Source organism: Mesorhizobium sp. Cs1299R1N3, from assembly GCF_037179625.1.
Classification (GTDB): Bacteria; Pseudomonadota; Alphaproteobacteria; order Rhizobiales; family Rhizobiaceae; genus Mesorhizobium; species Mesorhizobium salmacidum.
The window spans coordinates 131,472-147,905 of the sequence record NZ_JAPYKQ010000011.1 but is presented as its reverse complement, the minus strand read 5'-3'; the positions used below and the strand labels follow the sequence as shown (position 1 = coordinate 147,905).

Sequence of the window (16,434 nt, the reverse complement as noted above, 5' to 3'; positions counted from 1 at the left end):
GTCGGCCGAGGCCCGATTGCGGACCAGATGATTCTTCTCGGCGGTGGGGGTTCGAGTCCACGTTGTGGGCCTCTTAGAAAAAATATATTAAAATCAAATAGTTATAGGTGAATTTTGGTGGGCCCGGAGGGTATGTGACTTCCAAGGAAAGTCAATGGCTTACAGGATGGTTAGCCAACCCATATCCCTCGTATCGTCTCGTACGGTCTGGCGAACCGAACGACCGGCAGGAGGAATAACATTCGAGCAAGAAGTATTCTATCCCACGGTTTGAGCGCCGCTCTTGGGGTGATGTATCAGGAATATTGATTTCATTGACTTTTTCGTGGGCCAAAATCAGAAAGTTTCCCGTATTGTTCCGTATGATCCCGCGACGTGGGCGGCGGTTCAGTGCCCTATAATGGCGTATCCCCGAGTGCGGCTCGATCTGCGGCATGCCAGTTCCGCACCTCCAGGGCCCCTCTGCGTAGCGCCGGAAAGTGGCTTGCCCGCTTTTTTCGGAAAAGACCAATGCATGCGCTCCTCGTCGCCGCGGCACCGGGAGCCGGACAGCGGCCATGTCGAAACGCCGGCCATGCGTGCCGCAGTAGCCCAGCGCCACCTTGCCGTCTAGCGCGAGGCGACGCGCAGCCCGGCGGCATCGAAAAGATGCATCCGCTCCGGCGGCAGAGCGAGGCTGAGCGGCGCGCCTCGTGTCTCGACGCCTTGCCGCTTCAGCACGGCGACGAGCTTGTTGTCGCCGGCAATGGTGGCATGGACGACGGTTTCCGGCCCCAGCGCCTCGGCCAGCGTGACGTGTGCTTCCACCGCACCCTTGCCGTCATCCGATAGCTCGATGTCATGCGGCCGGATGCCGAGCGTCGCACCGTCTCCCGGCTTCAGCGTAGCGCCATTGACGGCAATCGTGGCCGAAAGCCCACCCGAGCCGTCGACATGCACTTCGCTGCCGCTAGCGGAACGCACCTTGACCGGCAACAGGTTCATGCGCGGCGCGCCGATGAAGCCGGCAACGAACAGATTGGCCGGCGCATTGTAGAGATCGAGCGGCCGGCCGACCTGCTCGATCTTGCCGGCGCGCATCACCACGATGCGATCGGCGAGCGTCATCGCCTCGACCTGGTCATGGGTGACATAGATCATCGTGGTTGCCAGCCGCTTGTGCAGGGCCGCCAGTTCGGCGCGCGTCGAGATGCGCAGTTCGGCGTCGAGGTTGGACAGCGGTTCGTCGAGCAGGAAGGCGGTCGGATTGCGCACCACTGCCCGGCCGATCGCCACGCGCTGCTTCTGGCCGCCGGAGAGCTGCCCTGGCCTGCGGTCGAGATAGGCCGCGATTTCCAGCATGCGCGCCGCTTCCGCGATGCGCCGGTCGATCTCGGCTTTCGGCATGCGGATGTTTTCGAGCCCAAAGGCAAGGTTCTGGCGCACGCTCATATGTGGGTAGAGCGCATAGGACTGAAACACCATGGCAAGCCCGCGCTGCGCGGCCGAGACCTCGGTGACGTCGGCGCCGTCGATCTCGATCTTGCCGCCGGTCGGTTGGTCGAGCCCGGCAATCAGCCGCAGCAGCGTGGACTTGCCGCAGCCCGACGGGCCGACAAGCACCAGCATCTCACCGTCGCCGACATCTAGACTGATGTCGTGCAGGATCTTCACCTTGCCATAGGCGCGATCGATGTTGGTCAGGGTTATCCGTCCCATGGTGCCCTCACTTCAGTCCGGTGCCGGCAATGCCGGAGGTGATGTAGCGCTGCAGGAAAACGAAAACGAGCACGACGGGGATCATCGTCACCACGGTCATCGCCAGGATGTAGTGCCACTGCACATTGAGCTCGCCGGCATAAGTATTGAGCCCGACCTGGAGCGTGTAGAGCTCCTTGCGCGACAGCACCACCAGCGGCCACAGGAAGTCGTTCCAGCGCCAGACCACCGAGAAGATCGCCAGCACCGCCAGCGCCGGTGCCGCGAGTGGCAACACGATGCGCCAGTAGATCTGCCATTCCGACGCATTGTCCATGCGCGCCGCATCAAGCAGTTCGTCGGGGATGGTGAGCATATACTGGCGCAACAGGAACACGCCGGTTGGTGTGGCCACCGTCGGCAGGATGACGCCCCACAGCGAATCGAGCAGGCCAAAGGCGCTGACCACCGAATAGAGCGGCACCAGGATGACCGACAGCGGCACCATCAGCGTGCCGACGATCAGGAGCATGGTGAAATCGCGGCCGCGGAACTTGTATTTCGACAGAGCGAAGGCGGCCATCGAATTGGTCAGCAGCGTAATCAGCGTCGCCATTGCAGTGACGAAAACCGAATTGCGGAGATAGCGCAGGAAGTCGAAATGGACGAAGGGTTCGGTATAGTTCTCCGTCGCGAAGCCGATCTCGCGCACCGGCTGCCGGTCGGCAATATTGACCTTGATGATGTCCTTCGGCGCCTTGGGATCGATCATCTGCGCCACGATGCCGATGCGGCGGACCTCGGCCATCACCTTGCTCGAGCCGTCCGGCAGCTTCACCGTGTAGAGGGTCAGTGGCTTGTCGTAACCTTCGGCGCTCGCCTGCTGGCTGACATAGGGCAGGATGGTCGGCGGGAACTCTGAGAGCTGCGCCGGCGTCTTGAACGACGAGCCGACCAGCCAGACGGCCGGGCCGAACATGATGACGAGACCACCGACGAGCCAAAGCCAGGTCACGATGTCGGTCCAGTGCCAAGCACGGCCGCCGCGCCGGCGGGTCAGGAATGCCGCGACGCCGCTCATTGCCGCGCCCCCTTGCGTTCGCCCCGGCGTCCCACCTGCAGCTGCACCAAGGTCAGCACGACCAGCACCAGCCCCATCAGGATGGACGCCGCCGAAGCCAGCCCCGGATTGCGCAGCAGCGAGGCGAAGCCGATCTCATAGATGTACTGCGTGAGGTAGAGTGTAGAGGTTCCCGGCCCGCCGCCGGTCAGCACATAGACCTCGTCGAAAATCTGCACGGCGCGGATCAGCGCCAGCACGATGACGACCAGCAGGTTCGGCATCAGCAGCGGCAGCGTGATGCGCCAGAACACCCGCGCCGGCCTGGTGCCGTCCATCTCGGCCGCCTCGTAGAGGTCGCGTGGGATCGCCTGCAAGCCGGCAAGAAGGATGAGCGTGTAGAAGCCCATATGCGCCCAGACGGAGACGCTGACCGCGGCAGTGAAGGCCCAGAAGCTGTCGGTCAGCCAGTTGTAGGGTTCACCTCCCAGATCATGGACGATCAGGTTGAGCAGTCCCTGGCGTTGCAGGATCCAGCGCCAGATCAGGCCGGTGACGACAGGCGACAACAGCACCGGAAAGAAGAACACGGCGCGCCAGAACGAACGCCCGACGATCTCGCGGTTGAGGATCAGCGCGGTTGCCATCGACACGACGGTCAACAACGCCACCTGCACGATGACAAACAGGCCGGTGTTGTGCACCGCCTTCCAGAACAGGTCCTCGCGGCAGGTGGCGGTATCGAGATAGTTGCTGCAATCGAGCAGGCGTTGATACTGCTCCAGTCCGACATAGGTGCGGTCCTGCAGGAAATAAGCCGTCCCCGAGGTCGCCGAGTAGAAAAAATTGATAACCAGCGGCACCAGCACGAAGATGCCGAAGATCGCCATGTTGGGGGCGAGGAAGAAGGCGGCCATGCCGCCGGTGCCCGTCGCGCGCTGCCAGGCCTTGAGCGGCACGTTGACGATCGATGCCAGCCAGAAGACCGGCGCCGCGAGCAGAGCGCCAGTCCATGACTTCAATGTCGCAGCGGCGCTCACTTGGCCGCGGCGACCTTGTCGGCGATATCCTGGTCGATCTTGACCCAGGCAGTGTCGAGGGTAAGTTCGCCGGCCATCACCTGGCTGACACGGGTCACCAGTGCGGCGTAGTAGGCATTGGCCCATTTCCACGACGGCAGCGCGTCGGATGCCGGCAAGGTCTCACCCGCCGCCTGGACAAACTTGTCGAGCGCCGGACCGACATTCTTGTCGGCCGAACCCCACTTCAGCCCGCCCTTCGCGATAACGCCCTTGTGCGCCGGCAGGAACAGCGTGCGCTCGCTGAACTCCTTCACCACGGCTTCACTGGCCAGGTAGTCCATGACCTTGGCCACGTCCTTGGGGTTCTTGGTGTATTTGATGGCAACGAGTGCGGCGCCGCCTTTCACGCCCGAACACCCCGCGGTGCCGCAAGGCGAGCCGGTTGCCACCCAGTCGAAACTGTCGCCGATCTTGGTCGACAGATTGGCGACCTGCCAGCTGCCCGAATAATAGAATGGGATCTGGGCGTTGATGAAGTCGTCCGTTGCAGCGCGATAGGTCGAGCCTGCCGCCGACACCCAGGTGTCCTTCAGCATCAAGCCCTTGGCGGTCCAGTCGACCAGCTTGCCGACAAACGCCTTGGTGCCGTCGTCGACCTTCGCCGGCTTGCCGTCGGCGCCGATATAGCTCGCGCCGTAGGAAACGTTGGCTCCGGAAATTCGGTGGCCCGAGCGGTCGATAGCGAATGCTGCCGGCAGCTGCTGGCTCTTCGCAACTTCGGCGGCAGCGTTGATCCAGTCGTCCCAGGTCGCCTTGTCGCCCGGCAACGCCACGCCGGCCTGCTCGAACAGCGTCTTGTTGGCAAAGCCGCCGGTGAGTGTGAGCTGGGTCATGAAGCCGGTGATGGCCTTGGAGCCGTCGGGTCGCATCCAGTCCAACGTGTCGCCGAAATTGTCGTCCCAGTATTTCGCGTCGGCGACCAGTGGCCTGAGATCCAGCCAGTGCTGGGCGAGCTCCTTGATGTTGGTGACGCGGGCTATGTCCGGCCCCTGGCCCGCTTCGAGCTGGATCGGCAGCTGCTCCTGGATCACCTTGTAGGCGACATTGTCGAGCGTGATGTGGATGTCGGGATTGTCCTTCATGAAGCGGTTCAGAATGTCCTGGATGACGTCGCCTTCGACACCGTCCGAATACCACATGATGCGCACGTCGCCGGCAAACGCGCTGGTCGATGCGAGCAGGCTGACCGATAGCGCGGCCAGCAAAGTGCGGGTCTTGTTCATGCTGTGGTCTCCTCCTTTGTCCGGGGCTCGCCCCGTTGGTCCAAGCCGCCACACCCTCCTCCCATGAGGGGCGCGGCGATCCTCCTATTCCCTGCGCTGCATGCGCGTCGCCTCGCCGCGCACGGTCCAGACGGCAGGATTAAGTATCCGTCCCTCAGCCACCACTTTCGCGTCGGCAAGGAAACGCACGGTACCGTATTGCGGGTCCTCGACGATCAGTTCGCCATCGGCGCCCGACTGAACCGACAGCTCTCCAAAGGCGGCGACCCAGGCGTCGAGCGACGGCAGGTCAGCATGCCGGTCACCGAGGCGGACGATCCAGGTCGTCTTGCGCCCAGCCGCCCGCAATTCGTTGCCGGCCGTCGGTCCGCCCTTGACCTCGATCAACGGTACATCCGTCTTCAGCATGGCGAAGGCGTTGCCCGATTGCGCGAAGGCGCGGCGGCCATCCACCTGCACGGCGTCGAAGGCGCTGGCCGGGAACCAGGCGTGCGTGAAGTCGGGCTGTTCGTCCGAACAGGCAAAGCTGACGACGGCGAGGTCGCGGTATTGGTGGACCCGCGGCAAGGTGCCGGAGCCGCCCCAGTAGGACGGGCGGCCATAGCCGGACTGCAAGACTTCGCCCGGATGGTTGATCCAGATCTGCGCATCCGCATTGTTGCCCAGCCGGGCATGGATGACGGTCTCCTGATAGCCCCACTGGTTCCAGCGATAGCCGGCGGCGCTGCCCATCGCATGGTTGCGCGTCTTGTGATGGTAGAGCCGCGCGAAGCGGTCCTGTCCCTGGGCGAAAGTCCATTCCCACGCCGTATCGTCGGCGAGAGAGGCAATAGGCGCCAACTCGGCGGGAACGCTCAAGCCGTGGTCTCGAAGACAGAGCGCCAGCTGCGGCAGCGCATGGAAGCGCATGCCGTAATTGCCCTTGCCCCAGATCATGCGGCAGATGCCCGATAACTCCAGCGAGCGCGCGGCGCGCAGCGTGTGCTCATAGGAGCGGCCTTGCGCGCCGGTCAGCATGCCGTGATGCGCCGAGCGGGCGACGATCTCGAGCAGGCGTAGGATGGCTTTGCAGGCACGCTCGGCGATGTCCTTGTCCGGAGCGAGTGCATAGAGCGCGCACAGGCCCTTGAGGTCGATCGGGAAATAGGGCGCCGAGTTGAACTCGGCCATCTCCCATGCCTCGAAATGGTCGAGCCAAGCCCGCACCCGCGCCGCTCCCACAGCCGACTGCTCGCGGCCAAGACGGCCAGAGCGCACGAAGCTCGCTTCAGGCAGCAGCCCGCCGGCGATATAGGCGGCGGTGTGGAAGAGCAGTGCGTGGTTCTCGGAAAAATACCACTGCACATCGTTGCCGGGCTCGTCCATCCAGTAGCGATAGCCGAGAATGGCCTTGTCGACGCGCCCACGCAGGTCCGCCGCCAGCCGGTCGCCATAGACCCCACGGCACCACAGCAACGGCACCAGGATAAAGTCAGCGCAATCGTGACAATCCTCGATCGCCGGCAACGCGCCGGAGATCATGGCGTCGGTCTCCACACCCGCCTGCCCGATCGCCAGACGCGCCAGCGCGCGCACCGTATCGGCCTCGGCGTGACCCGCGACTTCGCCCAGCGCCTCGTCGATCCGTGCGGCGATCGTTGCCGGCGCGTCGCCCTGCCGGCGCGCATGACAAATCTCAACGCCGAACACACGCGATGCGCTGTAGTCGCCGACCGTCATCGTCACCTTGAAATGGCGAAAGTCGGCGGGCAGCTGCTCGGTGTTAGCGATCGGCAGCCGCGTTTGCCCTTTGGGCAGATCGAAGCCGAAGCGCACCGGCGCCTCGATAGACATGAAATCGCCCTCGATCTCGATCGCGACTATTGCGTCGCGCGGCAAGGCCAAGCCGGTGACCAGCGCCACCTGGCCGCCATCATAAGCAGGGCGCTCGAAATGCATGTCGTCGAGGGCTGCCTCCATCGCGTTGGCGACGCCGCCCTCGACCTCGATCGGCAGTGCGATACAGATTGCCGGACCTGAGAGATAGTCGAGCTGGAAATAGTAACGGGCGTCGCGTTCGGCGAGATCGTCGAACCAGATGCGGATGGTGTTGCGGCCGGCCTTCAGCGCGATGCGAAAATCCTCCGCGCTTTCCAGATTGCGGCCATAGGGCGCCATCCATCCGGCCTCGCCGCCATTGACGAAGAGGACGCCGCCGCCGCATGTGCGCAGCCGCAGGTGCGCCTCGCCGGCTGATGTCGCCTCGATGATCGTCTCGGCCCAGGTGCCCAGCACGGTCGGCCGGAACCAGAAGCCCGACAAATCGACGCGCGGCGAGGCAAAGGGCAGCCAGATGCGGGCGGCGCCGAACTCGGCTGTGATTTGAGGACGCTTGCCGCGGCGCTCGGCTGCGAACTCGGTGCGGCACGGATATTCATGCGGGATGAAATTCTTGTGCTTGGTCAGGAAGAAGAAGGGATCCATCTCCCCCTTCATCGGCTGGTCGGCGACGTCGTAGCGCTGCTCGGCGATTGAGCCCAGCCGCCAGTAGACGATCGGCTGACCCGACGCGACCAGCCGGCGCAACGCAAAGTCGGCTTGCATGGTCGGGGCGGCCTCGCTCATCGCAAATCCTTCACGGCAACGGGGTCGACATCGGTGTAGGCCTGGTTCTCGCCGGTCATGCCCCAGACGAAGGCATAGGGGCCGGTGCCGGCGCCCATATGGATAGACCAGGCCGGCGACAGCACGACGTCACCGTCGGCGACCATCAGATGCCTGGTATTGTCCGGCCGGCCCATCAGGTGGACCACGCGGTCCACTGCTGCGAGGTCGAAATAGCAATAGGCCTCCATGCGCCGTTCGTGCAGGTGAGGCGGCATCGTGTTCCACACGCTGCCGGGCGCGAGGTCGGTGATGCCCATCAGCAAGAGGCAGGACGGCGCCACTTCGGGATGGATATACATGCGCAGCGTGCGCTTGCTGGCGCGCGCCTCCTCGCCCAGCACCAGCGGCTTGGCTTCGCTCTTGGCTATGAGACGATGCGGTATGTCGGCGCCGGCTGGCACGGAATTCATGTAGAAGTGCGCCGGCCTCTCCGGATCGTCACTTTCCAGCGCCAATTCGCGCGCACCGCGTCCGACGTAGACGACATCGCGATTGGCGGCGGCGAAACGCGTGCCATCGACAGTGACAGCACCGCTGCAGCCGAGATTGGCGATGCCCATCTCGCGCGCGGTGAAGAACAACTCGGTGCCGACATCCGCCCCGTTGCCGAACACCAGCGGATTGGCCAGCGGCACCGCGCCGCCGACGATCATGCGGTCGATATGGGTGTAGACGAATTCGATCGCGCCGGGCCGGAACAGACCATCGACCAGAAATTCGGTCCGTAGCCGCTCCGTGTCCATGCCGGCAATATCGCCGGGCGATGCGCCGTAGATCGTCCGCATCATGCCGCCTCCACCTTTGCCTGCAGATGCCGCGAGCCTTCGGTCAGACACAGTATGGCCAGCGCCTGGCCGTAGCCGGTCGGCTGGATCGGGATGTCGCGATAAAATTGCAGGTCGTGGCCCATGCGCGTGCCGTAGGACACGTTCGCCACCACGCCCTTGTCGTCGATATTGGCTACCACCGCTTCGAGTGCGCGCAGGCCGGCGGCACGACATGCAGCCGGGCCGATGCCAATCCGTGCAGCCTTCATCAGCCCATAGCCGAAACCGGCGGTGGCGGAGATCTCTTCATAGGAGCTGGGGTCGTCAAGCAGCGTGCGCCATGCGCCCGAATCCGTCTGCAGTTTGAGCAAGGCCTCGATCTGCGTCTCCAGCACGCCGAGCAAATAGGCCCGCACCGAAGGCGCAATCTCGGCGAACTCGACCAGGTCGAGGATGCCCACGGTGATCCAGGCATTGCCTCTGGCCCAGCGGGCGCGGGCAAAATTGTGCCGGCCGTCGAACGTCCAGCCATGGAACCACAGTCCGGAAGCCGGGTCGGCGAGATAGCGGGCGTGGACGAGGAACTGCCGTTCCGCCTCGTCAATGAGGCGGCGATCACCGGAGGCCTGGCCATACGAAGCGAGAAACAACGCCACCATGAACAGCGTGTCGTCCCACAATTCGTCGTCGTTGACCCGGTCCGAAACATTGTGCTGGAAGCCGCCTTCCGGTGCCCGCGGCATGGCGGCGACCACCCTTTCGGCCCAGTCACGCAAGACTGGTTCGTAGCGCGGCTGGCGCCGGCGCCGCCACAATTCGCTGAGGCCCAGCAATGGCGCGGTGGTGTTGACATTCATCGCCGGCAGGCCGGCTGCAATATGACGATCGTACCAGGCCTCGATCGTCTGCAGCAGCCGCTCGTCGCCGGTCTGCGCCCACAACCGGACCAGCCCGTAAAGCCCGACGCCCTGCGGCCATTCCCAGCTGTCGAAGCTGACATAGTCGCCCGGCGTCCCGTCGAGATTCGGCTCATCGAACCGCCCGTCATGGCGCAGGCCGGTCATACCGGCGACAAGGCTGGCAAGCGCTGAATTCAGGTGTTCGGATGATAGCGGCATCACTCCTCCGGGTTTTCCGCTTCTGTCAGAACATTCTCATAGGCATTTTTCTTGCGCAATCTGAAAATTTTTTGCAGAATTAAGCAGCTTTTGCTGAAGAGGCAGGAAAACATGACCACTCAGGGCAAGCGCGGTCGCCCCAGCCGCCGCATTCGGCTCGAGGAGATCGCGGCGCGCTGCGGTGTATCCGTCAGCACGGCGTCGCGGGCGCTGAGCGGCGTCGACGGCGTCAGGGATGAGCTGCGCACCACCATCATCGAGACGGCGAAATCGATGAACTACGCCATCCCTGCTTCGGTCGCTGGCCGCAAGGTCATCCTGGCGGCAAGCAGCGTGGCCATGATCGATAGCGCCCGCAGTCAGTTCACCTACCATGTCCTCGACGGGTTGAACGAGCGTGCCCGCATGCTCGGCGTCGAACTGGTCACCCGGCCGGTGGCGACGCCGCAGGACGAGACCGCCCTCCTGCGCGAAGCCGAGCGCGATGACAGCGTCGCGGGATGCCTGTTCCTGACACTCGATGATGCCGATGTGTTGACGCTGACCGAAGGCTTTTCCAAACCGATCGTGCTCGTCAACGGCGACGATCCCTCGATGCGCCATTCCAGCGTGACGCCGTGCAACCGCTCTGGCGCCATGCTTGCCACGCAGCATCTGATCGGTCTCGGCCACCACCGCATCCTGTTCCTGATGCGGCGCGGCCGGCGCACGATCGAGCGGCGCTACGAGGGCTGGCGCGATGCGCTGATAGCCGGCGGATTCACTGGTGTCGACGAGCTCGTGGTCGAGGTACAGGACTGGCTGCCCGAACTCGCGAGCAAGGCCGTCAAGCAGCGTATCGCCGCCCGCGGCCTCGATTTCACCGCCGTGCTGACGGCCGGTGACAGCCTCGCCTTCGGGGCGATTGCCGGCGTCCAGGAGGCCGGTTATTCGGTGCCGGGCGACGTCTCCGTCGTCGGCATGGATGACCTGCCGCAGGCCGCCTTCTGCACTCCACCCTTGACGGCGATGCATATTCCGATGCGCGAAATGGGATCGGCGGCACTCAGCCTGCTGCTCGATGACATGGCCCATTCGGGCTTGCCATCGCGCCGCGTCGAACTCGCCTGCAATCTCGTGGTGCGCCAGTCGACGGCACCAGCCCGAACCGGCGCCGGCCATCATCAGCCGGCGCCTTGAGTCCGCGACTTGCCGCCGGCAAAGAGCAGCGGCGGCCCTTCCTGCGTCTCCAGTTCGAGCACCCGTCCAAGCAGGATCATATGATCGCCGGCCGGAAAACGGTCGGCGACGCTGCATTCGAACCGCGCCAATGCCCGCGGCAACAGCGGCACGCCGTGCTCGTTCCAGTTGAGATCGAGACCGACAAAGTCGGATCCGGATTTCGAAAACCGCCAGCACAGATCGGTCTGGTCTTCCGCCAGCACGTGGATGGCATAATGGCCTGCATTGGCGAAGGCATCGAAGCGGCGCGAATGGCGGCCGATCGACCACAGCACCAAAGGCGGATCGAGCGACACGGACGAAAAACTGTTGGCGGTGATCGCCACCGGCCCGTCGGCCGTGCCGGTGGTGACGACCGTAACACCGGTGGCGAAGCGCCCGAACGCATTGCGCAACAAAAGCGGGTCGCACATGAAATGTTCCATCAGGGCCGCACTCCAGTTCCCAATGGTGTCGCCGGGACCCGGTCCGGCACCCGGCCATAGGCGTGCGGCAGCGAGCAGGTCTTGAGTTGCGGCAGCACCTTGGTGCCGAAGTGACGCGCCTCGTCGAGGTGCGGGTAGCCGGAAAAGATGAAGGCGCGGATGCCCATCTTCATATAAGCCTCGATCTCCGACAGGACCTGGTCGGCCGAGCCCACCAGTGCCGCGCCGCAGCCTGACCGCGCCCGTCCGACCCCCGTCCACAGAAGCGGTTCGACATAGCCTTCCACGTCGGCGAGTTCACGGTTCCTGGCCTGGTGCGAGACGCCAAGCGACCCGGCATCGAGCGCCCGTTCGCGGATCGCCCTGCCCTGCTCGTCGTCCAACTTCGAAGCAAGCTCGCGGGCATAGTCCTTCGCCTCGGCCTCGGTATCGCGCACGATCATGTGGACGCGCAGGCCGTAGTCCAGCGTGCGCCCGTGGCGGGCGGCGCGTTCATGCACGGCTGTCATGCGGCCGGCGAGCTCCTCCTTCGTCTCCGGCCACATCAGATAGACGTCGCACTGTTCGGCGCAAAGCTCGAGCGCGTCGGGCGAATAGCCGCCGAAATAGAGCAGCGGGCCGCCATTCTGCTGGAAGGGCTTTGCCGGCGCCGTCGACAGGCCCTTGAAGCTGTAGATCTCGCCTTCGAAATCGATGCTGTCCCGGGTCCAGGCCTGGCGCAGGATCTGCACCACCTCGCGCGAGCGACGATAGCGGTAGCCGCTGCCGGCCGTCTCGCCGGGAAAGTCCGATGAGATGATGTTCACCGTCAGCCGGCCTTCCAGCATGTGGTCCAGCGTCGCGATCGTGCGCGCCAGCATGATCGGCTGCATCTCGCCGCAACGCACGGCGGCGAGCAGATTGATCTTCGAGGTGATCGGCGCGCAGCCGGCGACAAAACTCAGCGTGTCCTGGCCGACCTGATAGGATGACGGGCACAGAATATTGCGGAAGCCGAGTTCCTCCGACGTTTTCACGATCTCGGAGCAATGTGCCCAGCTCGACCGCAGCGCGCCATCCGGCACGCCGAGATATTGGTAGTCGTCGGAGCAGAGCGCGGCGAACCAGGAAATTTCGGCTGCGTTGAGATCCGGCGAGGTGATTGGGACTATCGTCATTGCGCTCTCTGGGGAAGGTCACTGACTTGCACGCCTCGAATGGGGCTTGCGTAGCATCCGGTTTGATGTAGATCAATACTGTATCAATTATTGGCGCCAGCCGAAGCTTAACTTGAGAAGCGGAATGCAGTTGACCAGGGCCGACCCCGGCCACCGATCAAGCCAGATGCGCGGGCCGCTCCCCGTGCATTTGCAGATCAGCGAGATGCTGATCCGTGAAATTGCCGCCGGACGGCTGGCCGACGGGACGCGGCTTCCGACTGAGCGCGAAATGGCGGCAAACCTCGGCATCGCCGTCGGCACGCTCAGGCGCGCGCTTGCCGACTTGACCGAGAAAGGCCTGCTCGACCGCATTCAGGGGTCGGGCAATTATGTACGGGCGCGCAACGACCTGCTCGGCGTCTATGCCTTCTTCCGGCTCGAGCGCATCGGCGGCGGTGGCCTGCCGACCGCCTACGTGCTGTCCGTCGACCGGCTGCCCAAACCGGCCGACCTGCCAGAATTCGGCAGCGCAGGCGAAGCCCACCGCATCCGCCGCCTACGTCGGCTCGACGATGAGCCGGCCGCGGTCGAAGAGATCTGGCTCGACGCCAGCCGCGCCGAGCGGCTCGATAGCGATGACCTCTCAGAATCACTCTATCTCCACTACCGGCTGGCGCTCGGCTTCTCGATCGCGCGCGCCGAGGATCACATCGCCGTTTCGCCCGTGCCCGACTGGGCGCCGGCCGATTTAAAGCCGCTGCCGGGAACGGTCGTGGGATTCATCGAACGCATCGCCTGGGCCGGCGACGGTGCCAGCGTGGAATACTCACGCACATGGTTCGATCCGGGTGCGGCGCGCTACATCTCGCGTTTCAGATAATCGGAAGGAAGAGCGTGACCAAAATATCGATCGGCTACGGCATCGTTGGCTGCGGCATGATGGGCCGCGAGCACATCCGCAACATCGCTTTGTTGCCGGACGCGCATGTCGCCGCGATCTTCGAGCCCGACTCAGAAATGCTGGCGGCAGCGCTGGCATTGGCGCCGGATGCCCGGCCGGCAGCGTCGGTCGCCGACCTGCTGGCCATGGACGAGCTCGACTGCGTCCTCATCGCCAGCCCCAACCACCGTCATCTTGCCCAGCTGGAGGAGATCGCTGAACTGCGGCCGCTGCCGGTGCTGGTGGAAAAGCCGCTGTTCACCGACGCCGCCGACGAGAAGCGGATCGCCGTGTTGCAGGCCCGGCTGCCGCTCGTCTGGGTGGCCATGGAATATCGCTATATGCCCCCGGTCGCCGCCTTCCTGGAACAGGCCGGCGACGCCACCGGTGGCATTCGCATGCTGACGCTGCGCGAGCATCGATTCCCGTTCCTGAGCAAAGTCGGTGACTGGAACCGCTTCAACCGCAACACTGGCGGCACCTTTGTCGAAAAATGCTGCCACTTCTTCGACCTGATGCGGCTGATCCTTAAATCCGATCCGGTGCGCGTGACGGCGAGTGCCGGACAGGCGGTGAATCATCTCGACGAACGCTACGACGGCGAGACGCCGGATATTCTCGACCACGGCTATGTGCTGATCGATTTCGCCAGCGGCGCGCGCGCCATGCTGGAACTGTGCATGTTCGCCGAGGGCAGCCGCTACCAAGAGGAACTCTGCGCCGTCGGCAGCAACGGCAAGATCGAATGCCTGGTGCCCGGACCCGGCCGCTTCTGGCCGGCGCATCTCGGCCCTGCCCCGGTGCCGCAGCTCATCGTCAGCCCGCGCAACCCGCCGGGACCGCAGGTCCTGGAAATCCCGGTTGATCCGCCGCTGCTCGCGGCAGGCGACCATAACGGCTCGACCTATTTTGAGCACGCCCGCTTTGTCGCGGCGGTGCGCGGACAGGGCAAGGTGGAGGTGACCTTGCAGGATGGCTGTTGGGCCGCCATCATGGGCCTCTCCGCTCAGAGATCGGCCCGCGAAGGCCGTACCATTCACCTCGCCGGTGAGTTCGCGTTGCCAACTTAGGGGGTGCTGACCTGGCAAGATGGCGCCCAGCGGCCACCATCATTTTCTAGCCGGCCAAGGCCAATATTCTCATATCGTTCCCCGAGGGGTTCGAGACCAAAACGCCGAGCCGTAGCGATCCCAAACTGCGAACGTCGTGTCCCACCGTATGCACCCAAGGCTCGCCTCCGGTGCGACGAGGTGTTGCCAAGGCCCATTGCCGAACCTCGAAGGTCGGCTGCACGAGGGCATTGATCAAGCTCGTCCGCCGGCAGATCCATATGTCACCCAGCCTCTGTCACAAGTGCCAGAAATTTGACTGGCGGCGCAAGGCAGAAAGTTCGAAAAGCTTCCAAGAACCCCAGGCAAACTGGACGCCGCATCGGACAAAAAGAGTGACGGATATCGCAGCGAACGTCCGCAATGGAGCCGTCAATATCGTCGGCAAAAGAGCGCCAAAATAGGCTATCGGCGGCCTCGTCGTGGGAACGAAAAAAGAAGAGAAGCAGAACTTTCGTGTGCGATTTTTGCGCACGGCCTCACGCAACTGCCTGATATTATGTATCCGCCCTATCCATCATGGGCGCCACGGCCAGCCTATGCTCTTGATTTTGCAACATTTTTTCTTTAACATCAAATCGTTAGAACCTGCCGAGTGCACACGAATTTACGCCAGAATACGACCCTTTTCGCCACGTTTCGATCTCTCACTGCACACGGAGCGCACACGAAAAAATGGCCACTTACACAAAGCTCTCGTCCGGTTCCTGGCGGGTCCAAGTCCGTCGCAAAGGTCGCTACGTCAGCGAGACCTTCCTGCGCCGAGACGACGCACGGCGCTGGGCGACCGACACCGAGCGCCAAGTCGATCGCGGTGAGACACTGACCACGTCCCGTATAGCGCGCCTGAAAACGTTCGGCGAACTCATCGACCTTCATATCGACGACATGTGCGATGTAGGCAAGTCCCCTCGCCGCTCCAAGGCCGCAGCCCTCGATATGCTCCAAAGACATCTGGGGAAGTACAACATCGCGGCTCTCGATCGCGAGCGGCTCATCCGTTTCGGTCGCGACCGGGCCGCACAAGGAGCCGGACCGATGACTCTCGGCATCGACATAGGCTTTGTGAAACTTATCCTGTCTCATGCTGCGGCTGTTCACGGTCTACCTGTCAAGGTCGAGCCGGTTGATCTGGCCCGCATTGCTCTGAAGAGGCTTGGCCTTGTTGGGAAAGGCCATCAGCGCGACAGGCGGCCGACGCAGGATGAACTCGACAGGCTCATCGGTCACTTCGATGCGAACCCTCGTCAAATTGCACCGGTTAGCCAGATTATACGCTTCGCCGTCGCAACCGCGATGCGCCAGGAGGAAATCTGCAAGGTGCGTTGGTCCGATTTGGAATCTCGCATGCGGATGCTCCTCATCCGCGACAGGAAAGACCCTCGGAACAAGAACGGCAACAATCAACGCATACCGCTATTCGCGGCAACTGGATATGATGCGTGGGCCATTGTTGAGGAGCAGCGGGCAAAGCGCAGCAATGATGATGATCGAATTTTTCCGTTCAATCACAGGTCAGTTGGCACCGCGTTTCGTCGAGGATGCGCTGACCTGGATATCCACGACCTTCATTTTCATGACTTGCGTCATGAAGGCACGAGCCGTCTTTTCGAGGCCGGATTCACAATTGAACAGGTAGCTCTGGTAACGGGGCACAAGGACTGGAAAATGCTGAAACGTTACACGCACCTTAAGCCCGAGGCTCTTCACGCAGTGCTGGCGAATCGCGCTGCCTAGCGCGATGATCCCCACCGTGTTCGATCGATTTCAGTGGTGAGCCAAAACTTCAAACCAAACTACAAATCTGCCCTTCAAGGTCCTGCTCTCTTTAGGCCCCGGCGCGCTTGCATGGCGCCGGCGAGCCATCGCGGCTCGGAGTTCACAACCCAGGAACGCGGCAAGTCCACTCTCCGCGCCAAGGCCGCGACACTAAGCAAACCTGGTTCCTCGATTGTGAACTCGGTCACGCCGCGGGGTACTGGTGCAGGAAAGCAGCCATTCCGCGTCCAGCCATCGTAACGCGCTTT

The 16,434-nt window shown here is 63.4% G+C and carries 13 protein-coding genes; 4 read left to right on the top strand and 9 right to left on the bottom strand.

The window, feature by feature from the left end:
- Positions 1-609: 609 nt before the first annotated feature.
- From O7B34_RS22355 to bglB, 7 genes are all read right to left on the bottom strand, one after another.
- Complete coding sequence (locus O7B34_RS22355) at positions 610-1,698, bottom strand: ABC transporter ATP-binding protein (RefSeq protein WP_337148138.1); 1,089 nt, start codon at positions 1,696-1,698, stop codon at positions 610-612.
- 7 nt (positions 1,699-1,705) lie between these two features.
- On the bottom strand, positions 1,706-2,758 hold the full coding sequence (locus O7B34_RS22350) for a carbohydrate ABC transporter permease (RefSeq protein ID WP_337148137.1): 1,053 nt from the start codon (positions 2,756-2,758) through the stop codon (positions 1,706-1,708).
- Positions 2,755-3,759: a carbohydrate ABC transporter permease gene (locus O7B34_RS22345; RefSeq protein WP_337148136.1), complete on the bottom strand. Its 1,005-nt coding sequence runs from the start codon at positions 3,757-3,759 to the stop codon at positions 2,755-2,757. Before O7B34_RS22345 ends, O7B34_RS22350 begins: the two co-directional genes overlap by 4 nt.
- Before the next feature lie 14 nt (positions 3,760-3,773).
- On the bottom strand, positions 3,774-5,042 hold the full coding sequence (locus O7B34_RS22340; protein ID WP_337148135.1) for an ABC transporter substrate-binding protein: 1,269 nt from the start codon (positions 5,040-5,042) through the stop codon (positions 3,774-3,776).
- Positions 5,043-5,126: 84 nt separating this feature from the next.
- Positions 5,127-7,646, bottom strand: coding sequence for a hypothetical protein (locus tag O7B34_RS22335; RefSeq protein WP_442920993.1), 2,520 nt, complete (start codon positions 7,644-7,646; stop codon positions 5,127-5,129).
- A complete protein-coding gene (gene kduI, locus O7B34_RS22330; protein ID WP_337148134.1) occupies positions 7,643-8,476 on the bottom strand; it encodes a 5-dehydro-4-deoxy-D-glucuronate isomerase in 834 nt (277 codons plus the stop codon). The genes O7B34_RS22335 and kduI overlap by 4 nt, the downstream gene beginning before the upstream one ends.
- Positions 8,473-9,573 carry a beta-galactosidase BglB gene (gene bglB / locus O7B34_RS22325; RefSeq protein WP_337148133.1) on the bottom strand — a complete coding sequence of 367 codons (1,101 nt, stop codon included), beginning with the start codon at positions 9,571-9,573 and terminating at the stop codon, positions 8,473-8,475. The genes kduI and bglB overlap by 4 nt, the downstream gene beginning before the upstream one ends.
- A 111-nt stretch (positions 9,574-9,684) precedes the next feature.
- Here bglB and O7B34_RS22320 point away from each other — a divergent pair, with 111 nt between their 5' ends.
- On the top strand, positions 9,685-10,752 hold the full coding sequence (locus O7B34_RS22320; RefSeq protein ID WP_337148132.1) for a LacI family DNA-binding transcriptional regulator: 1,068 nt from the start codon (positions 9,685-9,687) through the stop codon (positions 10,750-10,752).
- Here O7B34_RS22320 and O7B34_RS22315 read toward each other — a convergent pair.
- Positions 10,737-11,219, bottom strand: a complete 483-nt coding sequence (locus tag O7B34_RS22315; protein ID WP_337148131.1) for a flavin reductase family protein — start codon at positions 11,217-11,219, stop codon at positions 10,737-10,739. The two genes, O7B34_RS22320 and O7B34_RS22315, sit on opposite strands and share 16 nt — an antisense overlap.
- Positions 11,219-12,376 (bottom strand): LLM class flavin-dependent oxidoreductase, encoded by a 1,158-nt coding sequence (locus O7B34_RS22310; protein WP_337148130.1) that lies wholly within the window; start codon positions 12,374-12,376, stop codon positions 11,219-11,221. Before O7B34_RS22310 ends, O7B34_RS22315 begins: the two co-directional genes overlap by 1 nt.
- A gap of 124 nt (positions 12,377-12,500) precedes the next feature.
- Here O7B34_RS22310 and O7B34_RS22305 point away from each other — a divergent pair, with 124 nt between their 5' ends.
- The 3 genes from O7B34_RS22305 (at position 12,501) to O7B34_RS22295 (ending at position 16,144) form a co-directional block, all read left to right on the top strand.
- Positions 12,501-13,238, top strand: a complete 738-nt coding sequence (locus O7B34_RS22305; RefSeq protein ID WP_337148129.1) for a GntR family transcriptional regulator — start codon at positions 12,501-12,503, stop codon at positions 13,236-13,238.
- 23 nt (positions 13,239-13,261) lie between these two features.
- The gene (locus O7B34_RS22300) at positions 13,262-14,368 is read left to right on the top strand and encodes a Gfo/Idh/MocA family protein (protein ID WP_337148198.1); all 1,107 of its coding nucleotides are present in this window, start codon (positions 13,262-13,264) and stop codon (positions 14,366-14,368) included.
- A gap of 714 nt (positions 14,369-15,082) precedes the next feature.
- Positions 15,083-16,144 (top strand): tyrosine-type recombinase/integrase, encoded by a 1,062-nt coding sequence (locus O7B34_RS22295; RefSeq protein WP_337148128.1) that lies wholly within the window; start codon positions 15,083-15,085, stop codon positions 16,142-16,144.
- Positions 16,145-16,434: the final 290 nt, after the last annotated feature.